The organism is Actinomadura alba (genome assembly GCF_014323705.1).
Lineage (GTDB): Bacteria > Actinomycetota > Actinomycetes > Streptosporangiales > Streptosporangiaceae > Actinomadura_C > Actinomadura_C alba.
Genome location: NZ_JABVEC010000003.1, coordinates 14,396 through 33,284, shown reverse-complemented (window position 1 = coordinate 33,284; position 18,889 = coordinate 14,396). Strand labels below are relative to the sequence as shown.

Below are 18,889 nucleotides of genomic sequence, written 5' to 3'. Positions count from 1 at the left end.
CGCTGGCGGCGGCGGATCGGTGTGGACCGGGCTCAGCGGGCGTTGAGCAACTCGGCGAGTTCGTCCTCCACGTCCTGGCTGGCGACGAACAGCAGTTCGTCACCGGCCTCGAGGGTGCCGTCGGGCGTCGGCACCAGCACGCGTCCCTCGCGCAGCACGGCGACCAGCGCCGTGTCGTGGGGCCACGCCACCGATCCGATCCGCTCGCCGGACAGCGGCGCGTCCTCGGGGAGCGTCAGCTCGACCAGGTTCGCCTCACCCTGCCGGAAGGTCATCAACCGCACGAGATCGCCCACGCTGACCGCCTCTTCGACGAGGGCGGACAGCAGGCGGGGCGTCGACACGGCCACGTCGACCCCCCAGGACTCGTTGAACAGCCACTCGTTCTTCGGGTGGTTGATCCGGGCGACCACCCTCGGGACCCCGTACTCGGTCTTGGCCAGCAGGGACACCACCAGGTTGACCTTGTCGTCACCGCTCGAGGCCACCACGACCTGGCAGCGTTCGAGGGCGGCGTCGTCGAGGGACGCGATCTCGCAGGCGTCAGCGAGCAGCCACTCGGCCCGCGGGACGACCTCGACCTTGATGGCCTTCGGGTCCCGGTCGATGAGAAGGACCTCGTGACCGTTCTCCAGCAGTTCCTGGGCTATGGAGCGCCCCACGGCCCCGGCCCCGGCGATCGCCACGCGCATCACTCGCTCCTCTCCACGCGCCGGGACACCGCTTCGTTGATCCGCTGCATGTCCCCGGTGTGGGCCATCACGTTGACGATGTCACCGTCCTGGATCACAGTGTCGGCGGTCGGCACCAGTGCCTCGCCCATCCGGGACAGGAAGGCGACCCTCGTTCCCGCGGCCTCCTCGATCGCCGTCACCTTCTCACCGATCCACCCCGAGTCGACGTGCAGCTCGGCGAGGACGACCTGCCCGGTCGGGTCTCGCCACAGCGGCTCCGCCCCCTCGGGCAGCAACCGCCGGAGCATCTGGTCGGCCGTCCAGCGCACGGTCGCCACGGTCGGGATGCCGAGGCGCTGGTAGACCTCGGCTCGGCGGGAGTCGTAGATCCGGGCCACCACGTTGTCGATCCCGAACGTCTCGCGGGCCACCCGGGCCGAGATGACGTTGGAGTTGTCACCGCTGCTGACCGCGACGAACGCGGAGGCGTGCTCGATGCCCGCCTCGACGAGCACGTCGCGGTCGAAGCCGAAACCGGTGATCCGGCGGCCCTTGAAGCCCCCTCGCAACCGGCGGAACGCCTCGGGACTCTGGTCGATGATGGCCACCGAATGGCCCTTGTCCTCGAGGATGTGCGCGAGTTTCGACCCGACCCGCCCACAGCCCATGATCACGATATGCACGGCCGTTCCTTCCCGGCTTCGCGGATCCGTCGCCGATGATCCTGGACCGGATGAAAGCTACACATCCGCCACCGTAAGTATCACCTTAGCCAGGTAAAGATCGCCCGGGGGTGCCGACCAGGTCAGACCGCCCATCCGGCGAGGTCGGTGGGCGTCAGGAAGCCGTCAAGGACCGACTAGAGTCTCATCTCGTGTCGAAGGCACCCGACCTAGTGAAACGCCTCCTTCTGGGAAGGGCGTTGCGAAGCGCTCAGCAGCACGAACAGCTGCTCCCGAAGCGTCTCGCGCTGCCCGTTTTCGCGAGCGACGCACTGTCCTCGGTGGCCTACGCGCCCCAGGAGATCCTGATCACGCTGGGCGTCGCGGGCCTGGCGGCCTACCATTTCACCCCCTGGGTGGGGGCCGCCGTGATCGTCATCCTGCTCACCGTGGTGGCGTCGTACCGGCAGAACGTCCGCGCCTACACCAGCGGCGGCGGCGACTTCGAGGTGGCCACCGAGAACCTCGGCGGCAACTGGGGCGTGATCGTGGCGAGCGCGCTGCTCGTCGACTACGTGCTCACCGTGGCGGTGTCGGTCTCGGCGGCGATCGAGAACCTCGCCGCGTTCGTCCACGTCCTGGAAAGTCACAAGGTCCTCGCGGCGATCGTCGTCGTCGGCGTGCTCACCGTCCTGAACCTGCGTGGGCTCAAGGAGTCGGGCATCGCCTTCGCGATCCCCACCTACCTGTTCATGTTCGGCATCTTCAGCATGATGCTCTGGGGCTTCACCCGCCTGGCCTTCGGTGCCGACCTCAAGGCCGAGACCGCCGGCTTCGAGGTCCAGGGCGGCGAGGCGGGCATCGCCGGGTTCGCCCTGGTGTTCCTGCTCCTACGCGCGTTCGCGTCCGGCTGTGCGGCGCTCACCGGGGTCGAGGCGATCAGCAACGGCGTGCCGGCCTTCAAGAAGCCCAAGGGGCAGAACGCCGCGGCGACGCTGCTCATGCTCGGCCTGGTCGCGGCCACCATGTTCGGCGGCATCACGGCACTCGCCTTCATCACCGACGCCAAGTTCGCCGACCCGTCCCACGGCAGCCGCCTGATCGACCCGGCGACCGGCCACGACGTCTCCGCGCAGGACCCCATCGTCGCCCAGGTGGCGCACACGGTCTTCAGCAACTTCCCGGCCATGTTCGGCTACGTCACGCTGATGACCGCGCTGGTGCTGGTCCTGGCCGCCAACACCGCCTACAACGGTTTCCCGGTGCTCGGCTCGGTGCTGGCCCAGAACCGCTACCTGCCCCGCCAGTTGCACACCCGGGGTGACCGGCTGGCGTTCAGCAACGGCATCATCATCCTCGCCACCGCGGCGGGCCTGCTCATCTACGCCTACGACGCCGAGGTCACCAAGCTGATCCAGCTCTATATCCTGGGCGTGTTCGTCTCGTTCACGGTGAGCCAGATCGGCATGGTCCGGCACTGGAACCGGCTGCTCGCACGCGGGCCCGAACCGGCCGCCCGGCGGCAGATGCACCGCTCCCGGGCCATCAACGCCTTCGGCGCGCTGATCACCGGGATCGTCCTCATCGTCGTGCTGATCACCAAGTTCACCCACGGCGCCTACATCGTCTGCATAGCGATGCCGGTGCTCTACCTGCTGATGAAGGCGATCCGCAAGCACTACGACCGGGTGGCGCTGGAACTCGAGGCGACCGGCGAGGACGTCACACTGCCCGCCCGCAACCACGCGATCGTGCTGGTCTCCAAGATCCACAAGCCGACGCTCAGGGCACTGGCCTACGCCCGCGCGACCCGGCCGTCGACGCTCGAGGCGATCACCGTCTCGGTCGACACCAAGGAGGCGGCGCAGCTCCAGGAGACCTGGGACCGGCTCGACCTCCCGGTACCGCTCAAGATCCTCGACTCGCCCTACCGCGAGATCACCCGGCCGGTCCTGGAGTACGTCAAGAGCGTCCGCAGGCGCAGCCCCCGTGACGTCGTGACGGTCTTCATCCCCGAGTACGTCGTCGGCCACTGGTGGGAGCACCTGCTGCACAACCAGAGTGCCCTGCGGCTCAAGGGCCGGCTGCTCTTCCAGCCGGGCGTCATGGTCACCAGCGTCCCCTGGCAGCTGGTGTCCTCCGACCGCCTGAAGGGCCGGCCCGAACTGGTCGCCCGGCGCACCTACGAAGGCCGCGGCGGGCCCGACGTACCCGCCGGTGGCGGTAGTGTCTCAGATCATGACTGACGGCCTGCCCAGCACCGGTGACCTGCTCGAGCTCGAGATCGGACCGGTGGCCCACGGCGGATGGTGCGTTGCCCGGCATGAGGGCCAGGTGGTGTTCGTACGCCACGCGCTGCCGGGCGAGACCGTCCGCGCCCGGGTGACCGAGGAGGGCAAGAAGTTCCTCCGCGCCGACGCGGTCGAGGTGCTCCAGGCGTCCCCGGATCGCGTCGAGCCACCCTGCCCCTTCGCCGGCCCGGGCCGCTGCGGCGGCTGCGACTGGCAGCACGCCTCGCTGCCCGCGCAGCGAGGGTTGAAGGCCGCCGTCATCGCCGAGCAGCTGAGCCGGCTGGCCGGCATCGACCGCCCGGTGGTCGTCGAAGAGGTACCGATGCCGGCGGAGTACGGCGACGACGGCGAGCCGATCGTCACGCCGCCCGGCCTGGGCTGGCGCACGAGGGTGCAGTTCGCCGTGCGCGGCGACGGCGCGGTCGGCCTGCGCAGGCATCGCTCCCACAGCATCGAGCCGATCGACGAATGCCTGATCGCCCACCCCGAGGTCGAGCTGATGGGCATCGAGCGCAAGCGGTGGCCCGGAGCCTCGGGTGTCGAGGGCATCGCGTCCGCCGCCACCGGCGACCGGATCGTCGCCCTGACCGAGCGCCGCGGCCGCGACCGCCGGCCGGTCCGGGTGCCCCGGCTGGACGTGCCCGTACGGCTCGTTCGCGGGCGGGCCGAGCCGGGCGCATCCCTGCCGTACGTCCGCGAGGAGGTGGCGGGGCGTCTGTGGCAGGTCAGCGGGAGCGGCTTCTGGCAGGTGCACCCGGGTGCGGCCGGCGTCCTCGTCGACGCCGTGCTCACCGCGCTGGAGCCCAAGCCCGGTGACATCGCCGTGGACCTCTACTGCGGCGTCGGGCTGTTCGCCGGGGTGCTCGGTGAGCGGGTCGGCCGGGACGGGCTGGTGGTCGGCATCGAGTCCGACGGCCAGTCGGTACGGGACGCGCGCTTCAACCTGAAGGACCTGCCGCAGGTGTCCATCGAGAGCGGCAAGGTCGAGGAGGTCCTCGCCGACCTGGAGTTCGGCCGCCGGACGCAGCCCCGGCCCGCCAAGCGCGGAAAGCCCGCGGGACGGGCCGACGAGAGCCGCGTCAAGCGAGCCGATCTGGTCGTCCTCGACCCGCCCCGGGCCGGGGCGGGCCGCGAGGTCGTCGATCAGATCGCGAAGCTGGCCGGTCGCAAGATCGCCTACGTCTCCTGCGATCCGGCGACGCTCGCCCGAGACCTCGCCTACTTCGGCGAGCGCGGCTGGGCCCTCGACGACCTGCGCGCCTTCGACGCCTTCCCGATGACTCACCATGTGGAGATGGTCGCGACCCTGGTCAGGGGCTAGTTCCCGGCGTCGTCATCCGACGTCCGGCCCGGTGGAATGACGCACGTGCGCGCTTCCGCCGACTGATGCCTTCTGGTCATGACGACAGGTCTTGGACGCCGCCACGGCCGCGCGGACCGCGCCGCCGCAAGGGCCGATGACGTGGGAATGTGCCTGCCGGCGAGTCGGCCGGAGATGACCCGGAAAGGGTTCACCGGACCCGGAAGGCAGATCTAACCCGGCCGAATTTTTACACTACTTTCCGTTACGACATGCCGACCGGGAGTTAGGAGATACGGCTGAAGAGGATTACAACAGTGACTTGCTCAAGGTGCTGACCAGGTCACGGAAGGACCGTAATGATCCACATAACGAGACGCCGGTTCGGCGCTCGAAGTCTCATGGTCGTGCCGGTGCTGGTGCTTCTCGCGATGGTCCCGGCGTTCGCCCCGGGCGCCGACGTCCGGGCCGGGGCGCGGGCCGAGGGACGGGCCGGGATCGCGAGCGACCTCCATCACGCGCCCATCCTCCACGTGAAGGCCGCTGAGAAACGATCGATGAAGCGCGCCGGAATCGTCCTCGACATCGACGCCCCGAATGTTCCCATACTCCCCGGCAAGACCTACGACTGGCCGTTCTCCGTCACCAACCGGGGAGCGGACAAGGTCGACCACGTGACGTTCGCCGCCCCGCTTTCCGAGCATCTGGACTTCGTGGCAGGGCAGGACGACTGCTCGTGGCAGCGCGAAACAGCGGTCTGCGAGCTCGGTGCGATGCAGCACGGCCAGACCAAGACGGGGGTGCTGACCGCGAAGGTCGACGCCGACGCCTGCGATGGCGACGCCATCGGCGGCAGGGGGACGGTGACCTGGGGCAGCCCGTCGGACCATGGGAAGGTCGAGGCGGCCTTCCCGACGGTGAAGGTCGTGGAGGCCGCCGACCTCGCGGTGGTGGGGAAGGCGCCGCCTGAGGTCGCGCCCGGCGAGACGGTGCCGTACGAGATCACCGTGGTCAACCGGGGGACCGTCACCGCAGAGCACGTCATGGTGCGCCAGCTCATCAGGACCGTCCGCGAGAGCATCACGCTGACGCGTCCGCCGTTCACGGTGACCGATACCCCGGCGCCGTGCGAGCCGCAGCGCGCCGCTGTCGTCTGCGACCTAGGGTCGCTCGAGTCGGGCGAGTCCCGCAAGGTCCGGATGAACGTCCAGCTCGACTCGGCGGTGGAACCGGGCCTGCTGATCAACGCACCGATCCGGGCGACCTCGCCGACGATCGAGGCCAACAAGGCCGACAACGACTGCAGCCCGCAGACCAAGGTCGTACCGGAGATCCCCGTGCGGACCGCCATCCCGGCCCGGGGTCCTCTTCACGGCGCGCCGGGCGACGGACCGCACGGGCCGCTCGGTGGCGTCCCGCACGGACCGCTCGGCGGCGTACCGCACGACGGGCCCGACGGACCGCCCGGAGGCCCCGGCGGACCTGGAGCGCACGGGGGACCGGGCGAGCCCGGCGGCCTGCCGCACACCGGGGCCCCGACGCGGCTGATCGCGGGTCTCGCCCTCGGCCTGGTCGGCGGCGGGCTGGTGCTCATGGGCCTGAGCCGCCGGCGGCGCAGGTCGCACTGATCCGGCCGCCCATCGAGTGGACCACCGGGGTCCGGTGCCGGCGGCGGCGCCGGACCCCGGTCGACGTCCGCGAGCGGGTTCGTACGAGGATGGCAGCATGCTTCTTCGGATCTTCACCGAGCCCCAGCAGGGCGCGAGTTACGAAACGCTGCTGCGCGTCGCCAAGGCCACCGAGGACCTCGGCTTCAACGCGTTCTTCCGTTCCGACCACTACCTCAAGATGGGCGACGTCTCCGGACTGCCCGGGCCCACCGACTCGTGGGTGACGCTCGGCGCGCTCGCCCGCGAGACCAGCAGGATCAGGCTCGGCACGCTGGTCACCGCGGCGACCTTCCGTCTGCCAGGGCCGCTGGCGATCTCGGTCGCCCAGGTCGACGACATGAGCGGAGGCCGGATCGACTTCGGCTTCGGCACCGGCTGGTTCGAGGCCGAGCACACCGCGTACGGCATTCCGTTCCCCGGTCTGCGGGAGCGGTTCGACCGGTTCGAGGAGCAGCTCGAGATCGTGACCGGGCTGTGGAGGACGCCGGTCGGGGAGACGTACTCCTTCGACGGTGAGTACTACCGGCTGGCCGAATCGCCGGCCCTGCCCAAGCCCGCGCAGGCGGGCGGACCACCGGTGATCATCGGTGGCGGAGGCCCGAAGCGGACACCGCGGCTGGCGGCCCGCTTCGCGCAGGAGTACAACACCCCGTTCATGGGGCTCGACGACGTCAAGGCCGCGTACGGTCGGGTCCGGGCGGCCTGTGACGAGGCCGGGCGGACCGAGCCGATGGTCTACTCGGCGGCCCAGGTCGTCTGCTGCGGCCGCGACGAGGCCGAGATCAAGCGGCGTGCCGAAGCGATCGGCCGCGACGTCGCCGAGTTGCGCGAGAACGGGCTCGCCGGCACGCCCGCCGAGGTCGTCGACAGGATCGGCGAATTCGGGGCGCTCGGTAGCGAGCGGATGTACCTGCAGGTGCTCGACCTCGACGATCTGGACCACCTCGAACTCCTGGCCGCCGAGGTCCTTCCGAAGGTCTGACCTCACGCCCGGGGGACCAGTCTCGTGTCGATCAAGGATCGGGGTAGGCATGGGCGCCCCGATCCTTGATCGACACGGGACGGCTCTCGAACGTCCGGCGGAACGCGGCGAGCCGCGGCTCACCCTGCGCCGGGTCGTACACCGCGAAGGTGACGTGGCCGAACCGCCCAGCGAACGGACCGTCGCCGCGCAGCAGTCCGGAGAAGGCCTCGGCGACCTCCACCGGATCGTTGCGGAACACCCCGCAGCCCCAGGCGCCGAGCACCAGACGGCGATGCCCGTTGACGTGCGCCATGGCGAGCACCTTGGCGGCGCGCAGCGCCAGCACCTCGGGGATCCGGGCCGCCGCAGCGGGATCGCGCAGGGCACCTCGGTTGGGCGCCGCCGACGTCAGGAACGCCACGTCGTACGGCTCCTCTAGCAGAGCGCCGGAGTCGTCGCGGAACACCGGCACACCGGGCGAGTAGATCATGTGGTCGCTGTAGAGCAGGTTGCCCTGCGCCCGGTGGAAGTCGTAGTATTCGCGGCCCGCGAGCAGCGAGGCGTACAAACCCGACGACCGGGCCAGACTCTCCTCCTGGGCGTGCGCGCCGTTCAGGAAACCACCGCCCGGGTTCTTCGCCGACGCGAAGTTGAGGCAGGCGACCTCGTCGCCGGCCTGGTCCGTCAGCCGGCGGGCGGCCTCGAGCGTGGTCTCGTCGGTCACCTCGATCCGCGTCGGCAGTCCGGGTGAGGGCGGGAGGAGCCGGGAGACGAGCGCCGTCAGCTCGGCCGGCCGGTGGACGCGGGTGCCTTCGACCGCACGTGCCAGCCGGGCGGCGAGGTCGACGGTGCGCCCGGAGGGGGCCGCGTAAGAGCCGCGGTCGAGGATCTCGACGGTCTGCTGGGCGACGGCGCGCCGGGGGTGTCTGCTCATGTCGGGATGAGTCTCCCGAATGATCGCTACATCCGCCAGCTATTTGTAACCCTTCCGAGACATTTTTCCAATGCACCGCTGATAACCGTCGGGCGTCAAAGAATAGTGAATATTTCTGCGCTTAAGACTCGTTGTGTCGCCGCGGCCGCCGTGACCGCTATGGTCCTCGCCGCCGCCGCCTGTGGGGACGATGGCGCCACCAAGGGTGCCGCCTCCTCGCCGTCCAAGGCCACTCCCACCGCGCCGGCCGGCAACGGAGTCGCGGAGAAGTCCGCTGACGAGATCGTCGCGGCGGCCAAGAACGCGTTCGGCGCCGCCACGTCCGTCCATGTCAAGGGCAACTTCGAAGATGCCGGCCACAAGATCGCCATTGACCTCAGCCTCGGCCGCGATGGCACCAAGGGCACGATCACGGCGCCCGTGGAGGGCAAGACCTATCCCGTCTCGCTCATCAGCGTGAACGAAAAGTTCTACATGAAGAGCCCTAAGCTCTGGCGGGCCGTCGGGGGAGCCGCGGCGGCGAACCTGATCGGCAACCGCTGGGTGCTGATTCCCAAGGACGACTCCAAGGACTTCGAGGACTTTGAGCAGTTGGCCGACCTTGAGAAGTTCTCGGACGAGATGCTCAGCTTCGACGACGAGGTGTTCACCAAGGGAAGTCCGACCGTGGTGGACGGCAAACCCGTCATCACGCTCAAGGGGTCGGACAGCATCGTGTACGTCGCCACCACGGGCACGCCGTACATCATCAGGCTCGAACCGAGCGCAGCGGCTGAGAGGAAGAAGGGGCAGGCGATTCAATTCCTCGACTACAACGCGCCCGTGAACGTGGTTCCGCCGACCGACGTCCTCGATCTGGCAGAGCTCCAGTCCTGACCTCACTGAGGTACCGGCCCGGGATCGGCGAAATCACGGTCACGGGCAAAACCGCTGGGCGGTAAACGCCGCATCGGGAAGAATGCGCCGGGTGCTGCTGACGATCACGACCACCCTCTCGCCCGCGACCGATCTAGGCTTCCTGCTGCACAAGCACCCGGACCGGGTGCAGGTGTTCGAGCAGTCCTTCGGTACCGCGCACGTGTTCTATCCGGACGCGAGCGAGGGCCTGTGCACGGCCGCGTTGCTGCTGGACGTGGACGCGGTGAGGCTGGCCCGGACCAAGGGCAAGAGCACACCGGACTTCACGCTCGGCCAGTACGTGAACGACCGGCCCTACGCGGCCTCGTCGCTGCTGGCATCGGCGATGGCCGGCGTCTTCCGTACGGCCATGCGCGGCCGCTGCGACGCCAGGCCGCACCTGGCGAGCGCGCCGATCCCGCTCCGGCTGGAGCTCCCGGCCCTTCCGTGCCGTGGTGGCCCCGAGGCCGCCCGGCGGCTCTTCGAGCCGCTCGGCTGGACGGTCGACGCGCGCCCGGTGCCGCTGGACGAGCGGTTCGCCGACTGGGGCGACTCCCGCTACGTCGCCCTCACCCTGACCGGCGACGTCCGCCTCGCCGACGCACTCAACCATCTGTACGTCCTGCTGCCGGTGCTCGACGACGCCAAGCACTACTGGATCGCGCCCGACGAGGTCGACAAGCTGATCCGCGCGGGGGACGGCTGGCTCGCCGCGCACCCGGAGCGGGCGCACGTCACTCGCCGCTATCTTGCCAACCGGCGCGGCCTGGTGCGCACCGCGCTCAGCCGGCTCGCCGTGGCCGACGACGGTCCCGAGGACGGGCTGGAGCGCGACCCCATCGACGAGGAGCCGCCGGCGCCCGAATCGACACCACCCGAGTCGGTGCCCGAAGGGACGCCGCCCGAGCCGACACCGCCCGAGCCGACACCGCCCGACCCGGCCGTGTCCGAGCCGGCCGTGCCCGGCGCAACGGTGTCCGGGCCGGCGGTGCCCGAGCCGGGTTCGCCCGAAGCCGAGCCCGGGTCGGAGCCCGAACCGGGCACCGAGGCCGCCGCGCCGCCCGTGCCGCTCGCCGAGCGGCGCGCGCAGGCGGTGGTCGAGGTGTTGCACGCCGAGCGGGCGCAGTCGGTCATCGACCTCGGCTGCGGTACCGGCAAGCTGCTCACCCGGCTGCTGCGGGACCGGTCCTTCCAGCGGATCGCCGGAACCGACGTGTCGCACCGCGCCATGACCATCGCCGCCCGGCGGCTGCGGCCGGCGCCGGGCGACCTCGCGCCCCGGCTGGAGCTCTTCCAGGGAGCGCTGACCTACACCGACGAGCGGTTCCGCGGCTACGACGCGGCGGTGCTCATGGAGGTCGTCGAGCATGTCGACCCGCCCCGGCTGCCCGCCGTCGAGCGCGTGGTCTTCGGTGACGCCAGGCCGCGCGTCGTGATCGTGACGACGCCCAACCGGGAGCACAACGTGCGGTACGAGGGGCTAGGGGCCGGTGCCATGAGGCATCCCGATCACCGCTTCGAGTGGACGCGGGCGGAGTTCCGGGACTGGGCCGGCCGGGCGGCGGCCGCCTACGGCTACCAGGTGCGGCACGTCGCCGTCGGCGAGGACGACCCCGAGGTCGGCCCGCCCACCCAGATGGGGGTTTTCACCCGATGACGCAGATCAGGGTTCCCGAGATGGGGCTCGTCGTGCTGGTGGGGGTGTCCGGTTCGGGCAAGTCGCACTTCGCGCGCAAGCACTTCAAGCCGACCCAGGTGGTCTCCTCCGACCATTGCCGGGCGGTCGTGTCGGACGACGAGAACGACCAGGCGGCCACGGGCGACGCGTTCGACCTGCTGCACTACATCGTCCGCACGCGGCTGCGCCGTGGTCTGCTCACCGTGGTCGACGCCACGAACGTGCAGCCGAAGTCACGGCAGGCCCTCGTGGCCATCGCCAAGGAGCACGACGTGCTCTCGGTGGCGATCGTGCTCGACGTGCCCGAGCAGGTCGCCGTCGAGCGCAACGCAGCCCGCCCGGAGCGCGACCTGCCCGGCCACGTCGTGCCCCGGCAGCGCCGCGAGCTGCGGCGCGGCCTGCGCGGCCTCGGCCGCGAGTTCAAGCGGGCGTACGTGCTGCGCGGCGTCGAGGAGATCGACGCGGCGACCGTGGTCCGGGAGCGCTCCTGGACCGACCGGCGCGATGTCACCGGGCCGTTCGACCTGATCGGCGACGTGCACGGCTGCCGCGCCGAACTCGAGGACCTGCTCGGCGAGCTCGGCTACGAGCTCACCCGGGACGCCCTCGGGCGGCCCGACGGCGGCCGCCACCCGGCCGGACGCACCGCCGTGTTCCTCGGCGACCTCGTCGACCGCGGGCCGGACACGCCGGGCGTGCTGCGGCTCGCGATGGGCATGGCCCGCGAGGGCACCGCGATCTGCGTGCCCGGCAACCACGAGAACAAGCTCCTGCGGGCGCTGCGCGGGCGCAAGGTCACGGTGTCCCACGGCCTGGCCGAGTCGCTCGAACAGCTCGAGGCCGAGCCGCCGGAGTTCCGGGACGCCGCGATCGAGTTCATGGACGGCCTCGTCAGCCACTTCGTGCTCGACGAGGGGCGGCTGGTCGTCGCGCACGCGGGACTCAAGGAGACCTACCACGGGCGTGCCTCGGGCCGGGTCAGGTCCTTCGCGCTGTACGGCGAGTCCACGGGCGAGACCGACGAGTACGGGCTGCCGGTGCGCTACCCGTGGGCGGAGGACTACCGGGGCAAGGCCATGGTCGTGTACGGCCACACGCCGGTGCCCACCGCGGAATGGGTCAACAACACGATCTGCCTGGACACCGGATGCGTGTTCGGCGGCCGGCTGACGGCGCTCCGCTACCCCGAGCGCGAGCTCGTCGCGGTCCCCGCGCGGAAGGTCTGGTACGAGCCGGTCAAGCCGTTCCCCGCCGCGTCCGACGAGGCGGCCGAGTCGGGCGGAACGCAGCGCGCGTCCGACGTACTGAACATCGACGACGCCCTCGGCCTGCAGGGCGTCGAGACCCGGCTGATGGGCCGCGTCACCGTACGCGAGGAGAACGCCTGGGCCGCGCTGGAGGTGATGAGCCGGTTCGCCGTCGATCCGCGCTGGCTGGTCTACCTGCCGCCGACCATGGCACCGTGCGCCACCTCGGCGCTGCCCGGTCACCTGGAGCACCCGGCGGAGGCGTTCGACGCCTACCGCTCCCAGAGCGTGGACCGGGTGGTGTGCGAGGAGAAGCACATGGGCTCGCGCGCCGTGGCGGTGGTGTGCGCCGACGCCGGGGTGGCCGCCGCGCGCTTCGGTGTACGCGACGGCACGCGCGGCGCGCTCTACACCCGTACCGGCCGGCCGTTCTTCAAGGACCCCGCGCTGGTCGCGCGGGTACTGGACCGGCTCGCCGCGGCCATCGGGGCGGCCGGGCTGTGGGAGGAACTCGACACGGGCTGGCTCGCGCTGGACTGCGAGCTGATGCCGTGGTCGGCCAAGGCGATGGAGCTGATCCGTACGCAGTACGCCGCCACCGGGGCGGCCGCGCGCGCCGCCCTGCCGGTCGCCGCTGACGCGCTGGAGCGGGCCGCCGCCCGCGGTCTCGACCTCGGAGGGCTGCGCGAGCGTACGGCGCGGCGGCTCGTCAACGCGGAGCGCTTCAGGGACGCGTACGCCCGGTACTGCTGGCCGGTCGAGGATCTGTCCGGGCTGCGGATGGCGCCGTTCCAGGTACTCGCCGGCGAGGGGCACGCCTACGCAACCACCCGCGACCACCTGTGGCACCTGTCGATCGCCGACCGGCTCGCCGAGGCCGACCGGCGGGACGGGGCCGGTGGGTCGGCCTCGGCGAACCGGCTGCTCGTGACCACCGGTTTCCGGGTCGTCGACCTTGCCGACGCCGGCGGCGTCGAGGCCGCCACCCGGTGGTGGGAGGAGCTCACGGCGGCCGGCGGCGAGGGCATGGTCGTCAAGCCGCTCGACCCGGGCCTGGCGGGGATCTCGGCGGCCCCGGCCGCCACGGCCGAGACCTCCGGCGACGGCCGCCGCGGCCTGGTGCAGCCGGGTGTCAAGTGCCGGGGCCCGGAGTATCTGCGGATCATCTACGGCGCCGACTACACCGAGCCGGGCAACCTGGACCGCTTGCGGGAACGCTCGCTCGGCCGCAAGCGCTCCCTCGCCATGCGCGAGCACGCCCTGGGGATCGAGGCGCTGGAGCGGCTGACCGCGGGCGAGCCGCTGTGGCGGGTCCACCAGCCGGTCTTCGCCGTACTGGCGCTCGAGTCCGAACCGGTGGACCCCCGGCTCTAGTCGTCCAGGCTCGCCGGGAGGCCGAACGCGGCGAACAGGCCGGGTGTCTCGAACACGTCCATCGCGGCGAGGAGGCCCGCCTCCGGGCGCAGCACGATCAGTGCGAAGGGGCGGAACGCGGTGTCGCCGGCACCGCGTACGTAGGCGCCGACCGCCGGCCGGCGGTTCGCGGCCGTCGGCAGCATCCGCCACCGGCCGGGGGTGTTCATGTCCCGGCGTAGTGCCCGGGCGACTGCGGCCTTGCCGGTCCACTCGCCGACGCCCGGCTCGATGGTCAGCCGGACGTCCTCGCGCAGCAGGTCGATCAGGGCCTGCGGGTCGGCCCGTTCGTGCGCGGCGATGTACCGCTCCAGCAGCTCGCGCTGCGCCGGGTCCGGTTCGCCGGCGGGCGACCAGTCCAGGCGACCGCCCGGCCACCGCTCGCGCAGCGTCGCCCGGGCCCGCTGCAGGGCGCTGTGGACCGCGGGCACGGTCGTGTCGAGCAGGGCCGCGGCCTCGCTCGCCGGCCAGGACAGCACGTCGCGCAGGATGAGCACGGCCCGCTGGCGGGGCGGCAGTAGCTGGATCGCGGCGAGGAACGCCAGGGAGATCGTCTCGCGGCCGACGGCCACCGCGTCGGGGCCGGGGCGTTCGTCAAGCAGCTGGTCCGGGTACGGCTGCAGCGGCGGGGCCGTGCGCCGCAGGGTGTCCAGGCACGCGTTCGTGGCGATGCGGTACAGCCAGGTCCGGGCGCTGGAACGCTCCTCGAACGCGTCCCTGGACCGCCACGCCCGCAGGAACACCTCCTGCACGTGGTCCTCGGCCGCGTCGAACGACCCGAGCATGCGGTAGCAATGAAGCTGCAGCTCGCGGTGGTGCTGGCGGGTCAGGTCCGCGAACCTCGTGGCGTCCACAGCAACGTTCATACCTGTACCGACGAAAAAAGACGACCAGATCATCGATGACGGGCCGGCCAGAGCACGTCTACCCGGGTATGGCAATTGTTGAGGTGGACATCTCGATGTCGGTGGACGGGTTCGTCACTGGGCCCGACCTGGACGAATGGCCCGGGCTGGGCAAGCGCGGCGAGCGGTTGCACGCATGGCTCGAGCGCGACGCGGGGCGGCGGCTGAGCGAGGCGACGTTCGCCGCGTCCGGCGCCGTCGTGACGAGCCGGTCGGTGTACGAGGCGACCGGCGGCTGGGGCGACGACGGCTTCTACCGGATGCCGGTCTTCGTCGTGACCCACCGGCCGCACAAGGCGGTGCACAAGGGCGACACCACGTTCACGTTCGTGACCGGCGGGGTCGCCGCCGCGATCGAAGCGGCCGTGGCCGCCGCAGGCGACAAGCGGGTCCACGTGATGGGCGGCGCGTCGATCGTCCAGCAGGCACTGCGGACCGGCCTGGTCGACCATCTGCGGCTGCACATCGCCCCGCTACTGCTGGGGTCGGGCACGGTCCTGTTCGACGGTGCCGGCCCTGAGCTGGAACGACTGGACACTGTGGACACCCCGGAGGCCACCCATGTGACGTACCGGGTGGGGAGCGGCAGACCCTGACCGGCTCGGCCGGCGGCTGACCGTCGGCCGGCGCGCAGCCGAACAAAGCCGATGGGAGCGGTGGCGGTCCGTACGGCGGGGCGGTGCGGTGTGCGGCGGTCAGCACGGCGGGGCGGTGCGGTGTGCGGCGGTCAGCACGGCGGTGCGGTGTGCGGTCTGGAACGGCGGTGCGACACTGTGGGCGTGACGCTGCTGGAGGACCTCGCGCGGGCCGTGCCCGCCGACGGCGAACCCGTGGTGCTGTCCACCCGGCGCGGTGTCCTGGTGCTGCGGGCCGGCGACGTCGTGGTCAAGGCGCACCGTCCCGGTACCGGCGAGGCCGACCTGCGCGACCGGATGAGCATCGCCGCCGATCCGCTGCTGAGCGAGATCCTCGTGCCGCCCATGGGGCCGCTGCGGAGGATCCGCGACCGGTGGGTCACCGTCTGGCCGGCCGGCCGTCCGGTGGACCCGGCCGGGCACGACGAGGTGCCGTGGGCGGACGGTGCGCGGCTGCTGGCGCGGCTGCACGCCCTGCCCATCGCGTCCCTCGCCACCGGCCCGCCGTCTGCGGGCGGCCCGGCCCGGGTCGCCCGTGCCGTGGCCGGGCTGCCCGACGGAAACCCGGCCGCCGACCAGGTCAGGCAGGCCTACGAGGTGCTGCCCGGATGGGCGCGCGGCGAGGCGGACGCCTTGACCGGTCCGCGGCACCGGGCACTGGTGCACGGCGACTGGCATCTGGGGCAGCTCATCGCGACCCCGGGGGCCGGCTGGCGGCTCATCGACATCGACGACCTCGGCGTCGGCGACCCGGTCTGGGACCTTGCCCGGCCCGCGGCGCTGTACGCCGCCGGGGTGCTGCCGCCGGCGGACTGGGAGACGTTCCTCGGCGCCTATCGCGCCTCGGGCGGTTACGCGCTGCCCGCGGACGGCGATCCGTGGCCGAGGCTGAACGTCCCGGCGCAGGCACTGGCGGTGCAGCTCGCCGCGACCTGCGTGGCGACGGCGGCCGGCGAGGACCGCCCGCTCGACGAAGACGAGACGGCGCTCGTGCGGGCCTGCGGGAGGATTGCCGCGATGAGCGCGCGGCTATGACATAGGCTGCGGCTTAGTGGACCTTGTACGGGGGATCCGGGAAGGACGGCGAAGACGATGCAGTGCCCGAAGTGTCGTGGTGCGATGCGCACCTACAACCGCAACGGCGTTCATATCGACCAGTGTGACCAGTGCCGCGGCATCTTTCTCGACTACGGCGAGCTAGAGGCGTTGGCTCGGGTCGAGACCCAGTGGGTCCAGCCGGCCCCGCCGCCGCCGCCGCCCGCGCACGGAGGACACGGCTACGCGCAGCCGCACCACGGTCACCACGGTCACCACCGGCAGAAGAGCATGTTCGGCATGCTCTTCTCCAGCTGAGCAACTCACTGCCTCTCGTTCGGCGGCAGCGCACTGACCAGCACGGCAGCGCGCTACCGCCGAACAGGCCCGCTCATTGCTGCCCCTCTGAGGGCACATCGAGGGCACTCTCTCCATCGGCTGCGTCCTTGGTGGCGTTGAGGAACGCGTCCATCGCCTTGCCGCCCTTGTCGGTGACGTCGGGCAGGAAGTGGATGTGCAGCCTCGCCGCGAGTCCCTGCTCGCGTAAACGAGCCGGTTCCTCCTTACTTCTGTTCTAAGAGTCGTCGCAACACCCCAGCTCCAGGGGACATGCGATGGGCAAGCGAGGGCCGTCGAAGAGACACGATCTGCGAGCGCTGGGCCGACTGGAACGTGACCCCGATCCGAACGTCACGCAGCGCGGAAATCATCGGCCCGTGCTGATCGTGGTTGCTACTATGAGGTCATGAACACGTCCACATGTCAGGTGATGATGCCCCGCTCACGGGGCCGCTGACGCTGCACGGACGATCGTTTCCGAGGCCCTGCTATGGGGCCTCGATTCATGTCTGCGGTCGGAGCCCCGATTCTCCGGGAGGTTCCAATGACCACACCGCACACCTACATCACCACCACGATCCCCTACGTCAACGCCCGCCCCCACCTGGGATTCGCGTTGGAGCTCGTGCAAGCAGACGTGCTCGCCCGCCATCACCGCAGGCACGGCGAGCACGTCAGGTTCCAGACCGGCACTGACGACAACTCACTGAAGAACGTGCTGGCCGCAGAAGCCGCAGGCATCGGCGTCCAGGAGTTCGTCGACGGCAACGCCGCCGCCTTCATCGCGCTGGCCGAACCGCTGTCGCTGTCGGTCGACGATGTCATCCGCACCAGCCGCGACCCGCGGCACCGAGCCGGGGTGGAGCGGTTCTGGCGGGCCTGCGCCGACACCGGTGACCTCTACCGCAAACACTACGAGGGCCTGTACTGCGTCGGCTGCGAGCAGTTCTACACCCCAACCGAGTTGAATGACGGTCGCTGTCTCGAGCACGGCACCGAGCCGCAGCAAGTCGCCGAGGAGAACTGGTTCTTCCGCCTCTCCCGCTACACCGACCAGCTGCACGACCTCATCGCCACCAGTGCTCTGCGCATCGAGCCCGCCGAACGCCGCAACGAAGTCCTCGCCTTCATCGCCGGTGGGCTGCAGGACTTCTCCATCTCCCGATCCACCGCCCGCGCACGCGGCTGGGGCATCCCCGTCCCCGGCGATCCCAGCCAGGTGATCTACGTGTGGTGGGACGCCCTGGGCAACTATCTCACCGCCCTGGGCTACGGCACCGGTGGCGAAGACCACCAACACTGGTGGACCGGAGCCGAACACCGCATCCACCTGGTCGGCAAAGGCGTACTCCGCTTCCACGCCGTCTACTGGCCGGCCATGCTGCTGTCCGCCGGCCAGCCGCTGCCGACTGACATCCTGGTGCATGACTACCTCACCGTCGACGGCCGCAAGATCAGTAAGTCCAGTGGCGTCACCGTCGACCCAGCCGCGCTCGCCGAGGAGTACGGCACTGACGCCATCCGCTGGTGGCTGCTGCGCGAAGTGCCCCGCGTCGGAGACGCTGACTTCACCCTCGACCGGCTCGTGGCCCGCGCCAACGACGAACTCGCCAACGGACTCGGCAACCTCGTCAACCGGGTCGTCGCCATGATCCACCGCTACCGCGAAGGACAGGCACCCGCCAGCGAAGCGCTGGCTCCCGGTGGGGAAGGCCTCCAAGAGGCATGCCGCCAAGCACCCCGCCTCATCGACACCGCGCTGGCTGAATTCGACTTCCGCAAAGCCACGTCCGCGGTCTGGGGCATCGTTGACGAGGCCAACCGCTACATCAACCACATCCGCCCCTGGGAACTGGCCAAGACCGAACGCGACGGCGACGAGCGTACCGGGCACCAATTGGACGCGGTCCTGGCCGCGCTCATCCGAGCATGCCGGACAATCGCCGAGCACCTGGCACCCTTCCTGCCCAACGCCGCAGCCCACATCACACAGCAATGCGCAACCTCGGACGGACGGCTCCCCGACCCCTCACCCGTCTTCCAGCGGATCGCCACACCCGGATCGGCGACCACGCCGGAATCCGACAACAAGGAATCCGACAAATGACTTGCCTAATGAGGGCAGCGCAGATTGCAACGCTCGGTGATCTGCACGAGAGCCTTCCGGCCATTCCCTCGACCGACGTCCAAGTAACAGGAGTTCGCGTGTGTGTCGACAATAAGTGAGCGTTTCACGATCAACCTC

At 70.7% G+C, this 18,889-nt stretch carries 15 protein-coding genes; 11 read left to right on the top strand and 4 right to left on the bottom strand.

From position 1 onward, the window contains the following. Nucleotides 1–32 precede the first annotated feature (32 nt). Nucleotides 33–692, bottom strand: a complete 660-nt coding sequence (locus tag HKK74_RS05735) for a potassium channel family protein (protein ID WP_187242026.1) — start codon at nucleotides 690–692, stop codon at nucleotides 33–35. Then, on the bottom strand, nucleotides 692–1,357 hold the full coding sequence (locus tag HKK74_RS05730) for a potassium channel family protein (protein WP_187242025.1): 666 nt from the start codon (nucleotides 1,355–1,357) through the stop codon (nucleotides 692–694). Before HKK74_RS05730 ends, HKK74_RS05735 begins: the two co-directional genes overlap by 1 nt. 239 nt (nucleotides 1,358–1,596) lie before the next feature. Here HKK74_RS05730 and HKK74_RS05725 point away from each other — a divergent pair, with 239 nt between their 5' ends. From HKK74_RS05725 to HKK74_RS05710, 4 genes are all read left to right on the top strand, one after another. Continuing rightward, a complete protein-coding gene (locus HKK74_RS05725) occupies nucleotides 1,597–3,582 on the top strand; it encodes an APC family permease (RefSeq protein ID WP_246491257.1) in 1,986 nt (661 codons plus the stop codon). Next, nucleotides 3,575–4,948, top strand: a complete 1,374-nt coding sequence (locus tag HKK74_RS05720) for a class I SAM-dependent RNA methyltransferase (RefSeq protein ID WP_187242023.1) — start codon at nucleotides 3,575–3,577, stop codon at nucleotides 4,946–4,948. Before HKK74_RS05725 ends, HKK74_RS05720 begins: the two co-directional genes overlap by 8 nt. 338 nt (nucleotides 4,949–5,286) lie before the next feature. Then, the gene (locus HKK74_RS05715) at nucleotides 5,287–6,555 is read left to right on the top strand and encodes a COG1361 family protein (RefSeq protein WP_187242022.1); all 1,269 of its coding nucleotides are present in this window, start codon (nucleotides 5,287–5,289) and stop codon (nucleotides 6,553–6,555) included. A 97-nt stretch (nucleotides 6,556–6,652) separates the two neighbouring features. After that, the gene (locus HKK74_RS05710) at nucleotides 6,653–7,579 is read left to right on the top strand and encodes an LLM class F420-dependent oxidoreductase (RefSeq protein WP_187242021.1); all 927 of its coding nucleotides are present in this window, start codon (nucleotides 6,653–6,655) and stop codon (nucleotides 7,577–7,579) included. A gap of 31 nt (nucleotides 7,580–7,610) precedes the next feature. On the opposite strand, the gene HKK74_RS05705 is transcribed toward HKK74_RS05710, so the two are convergent. Next, on the bottom strand, nucleotides 7,611–8,495 hold the full coding sequence (locus HKK74_RS05705) for a TIGR02452 family protein (protein WP_187242020.1): 885 nt from the start codon (nucleotides 8,493–8,495) through the stop codon (nucleotides 7,611–7,613). 6 nt (nucleotides 8,496–8,501) lie between these two features. Between HKK74_RS05705 and HKK74_RS05700 the strand changes: the two genes are divergently transcribed. From HKK74_RS05700 to HKK74_RS05690, 3 genes are all read left to right on the top strand, one after another. Then, nucleotides 8,502–9,371 (top strand): hypothetical protein, encoded by an 870-nt coding sequence (locus tag HKK74_RS05700; RefSeq protein ID WP_187242019.1) that lies wholly within the window; start codon nucleotides 8,502–8,504, stop codon nucleotides 9,369–9,371. 91 nt (nucleotides 9,372–9,462) lie between these two features. Beyond that, nucleotides 9,463–11,049, top strand: coding sequence for a 3' terminal RNA ribose 2'-O-methyltransferase Hen1 (locus HKK74_RS05695; protein WP_376771510.1), 1,587 nt, complete (start codon nucleotides 9,463–9,465; stop codon nucleotides 11,047–11,049). Continuing rightward, nucleotides 11,046–13,691, top strand: coding sequence for a polynucleotide kinase-phosphatase (locus HKK74_RS05690; RefSeq protein ID WP_187242017.1), 2,646 nt, complete (start codon nucleotides 11,046–11,048; stop codon nucleotides 13,689–13,691). The genes HKK74_RS05695 and HKK74_RS05690 overlap by 4 nt, the downstream gene beginning before the upstream one ends. On the opposite strand, the gene HKK74_RS05685 is transcribed toward HKK74_RS05690, so the two are convergent. After that, nucleotides 13,688–14,596, bottom strand: coding sequence for an RNA polymerase subunit sigma-70 (locus HKK74_RS05685; RefSeq protein ID WP_187242016.1), 909 nt, complete (start codon nucleotides 14,594–14,596; stop codon nucleotides 13,688–13,690). The two genes, HKK74_RS05690 and HKK74_RS05685, sit on opposite strands and share 4 nt — an antisense overlap. Before the next feature lie 35 nt (nucleotides 14,597–14,631). On the opposite strand from HKK74_RS05685, the gene HKK74_RS05680 reads away from it, so the two are divergent. From HKK74_RS05680 to metG, 4 genes are all read left to right on the top strand, one after another. Next, complete coding sequence (locus HKK74_RS05680) at nucleotides 14,632–15,231, top strand: dihydrofolate reductase family protein (RefSeq protein ID WP_222721928.1); 600 nt, start codon at nucleotides 14,632–14,634, stop codon at nucleotides 15,229–15,231. A 183-nt stretch (nucleotides 15,232–15,414) separates the two neighbouring features. Next, the gene (locus HKK74_RS05675; protein WP_312881277.1) at nucleotides 15,415–16,305 is read left to right on the top strand and encodes a phosphotransferase family protein; all 891 of its coding nucleotides are present in this window, start codon (nucleotides 15,415–15,417) and stop codon (nucleotides 16,303–16,305) included. Between the two features lie 57 nt (nucleotides 16,306–16,362). Then, nucleotides 16,363–16,623 (top strand): TFIIB-type zinc ribbon-containing protein, encoded by a 261-nt coding sequence (locus HKK74_RS05670; protein WP_187242013.1) that lies wholly within the window; start codon nucleotides 16,363–16,365, stop codon nucleotides 16,621–16,623. A gap of 565 nt (nucleotides 16,624–17,188) precedes the next feature. Beyond that, nucleotides 17,189–18,751, top strand: a complete 1,563-nt coding sequence (gene metG / locus HKK74_RS05665; RefSeq protein ID WP_187242012.1) for a methionine--tRNA ligase — start codon at nucleotides 17,189–17,191, stop codon at nucleotides 18,749–18,751. Nucleotides 18,752–18,889 lie beyond the last annotated feature (138 nt).

Coding starts and splice junctions, on each gene's coding strand:
- HKK74_RS05685 (WP_187242016.1), bottom strand. CDS start 14,596: ATGAACGTTGCTGTGGACGCCACGAGGTTCGCGGACCTGACCCGCCAG.
- HKK74_RS05705 (WP_187242020.1), bottom strand. CDS start 8,495: ATGAGCAGACACCCCCGGCGCGCCGTCGCCCAGCAGACCGTCGAGATC.
- HKK74_RS05715 (WP_187242022.1), top strand. CDS start 5,287: ATGATCCACATAACGAGACGCCGGTTCGGCGCTCGAAGTCTCATGGTC.
- HKK74_RS05700 (WP_187242019.1), top strand. CDS start 8,502: ATGAGTCTCCCGAATGATCGCTACATCCGCCAGCTATTTGTAACCCTT.
- HKK74_RS05720 (WP_187242023.1), top strand. CDS start 3,575: ATGACTGACGGCCTGCCCAGCACCGGTGACCTGCTCGAGCTCGAGATC.
- HKK74_RS05690 (WP_187242017.1), top strand. CDS start 11,046: ATGACGCAGATCAGGGTTCCCGAGATGGGGCTCGTCGTGCTGGTGGGG.
- HKK74_RS05670 (WP_187242013.1), top strand. CDS start 16,363: ATGCAGTGCCCGAAGTGTCGTGGTGCGATGCGCACCTACAACCGCAAC.
- HKK74_RS05680 (WP_222721928.1), top strand. CDS start 14,632: ATGACGGGCCGGCCAGAGCACGTCTACCCGGGTATGGCAATTGTTGAG.
- HKK74_RS05710 (WP_187242021.1), top strand. CDS start 6,653: ATGCTTCTTCGGATCTTCACCGAGCCCCAGCAGGGCGCGAGTTACGAA.
- metG (WP_187242012.1), top strand. CDS start 17,189: ATGACCACACCGCACACCTACATCACCACCACGATCCCCTACGTCAAC.
- HKK74_RS05735 (WP_187242026.1), bottom strand. CDS start 692: ATGCGCGTGGCGATCGCCGGGGCCGGGGCCGTGGGGCGCTCCATAGCC.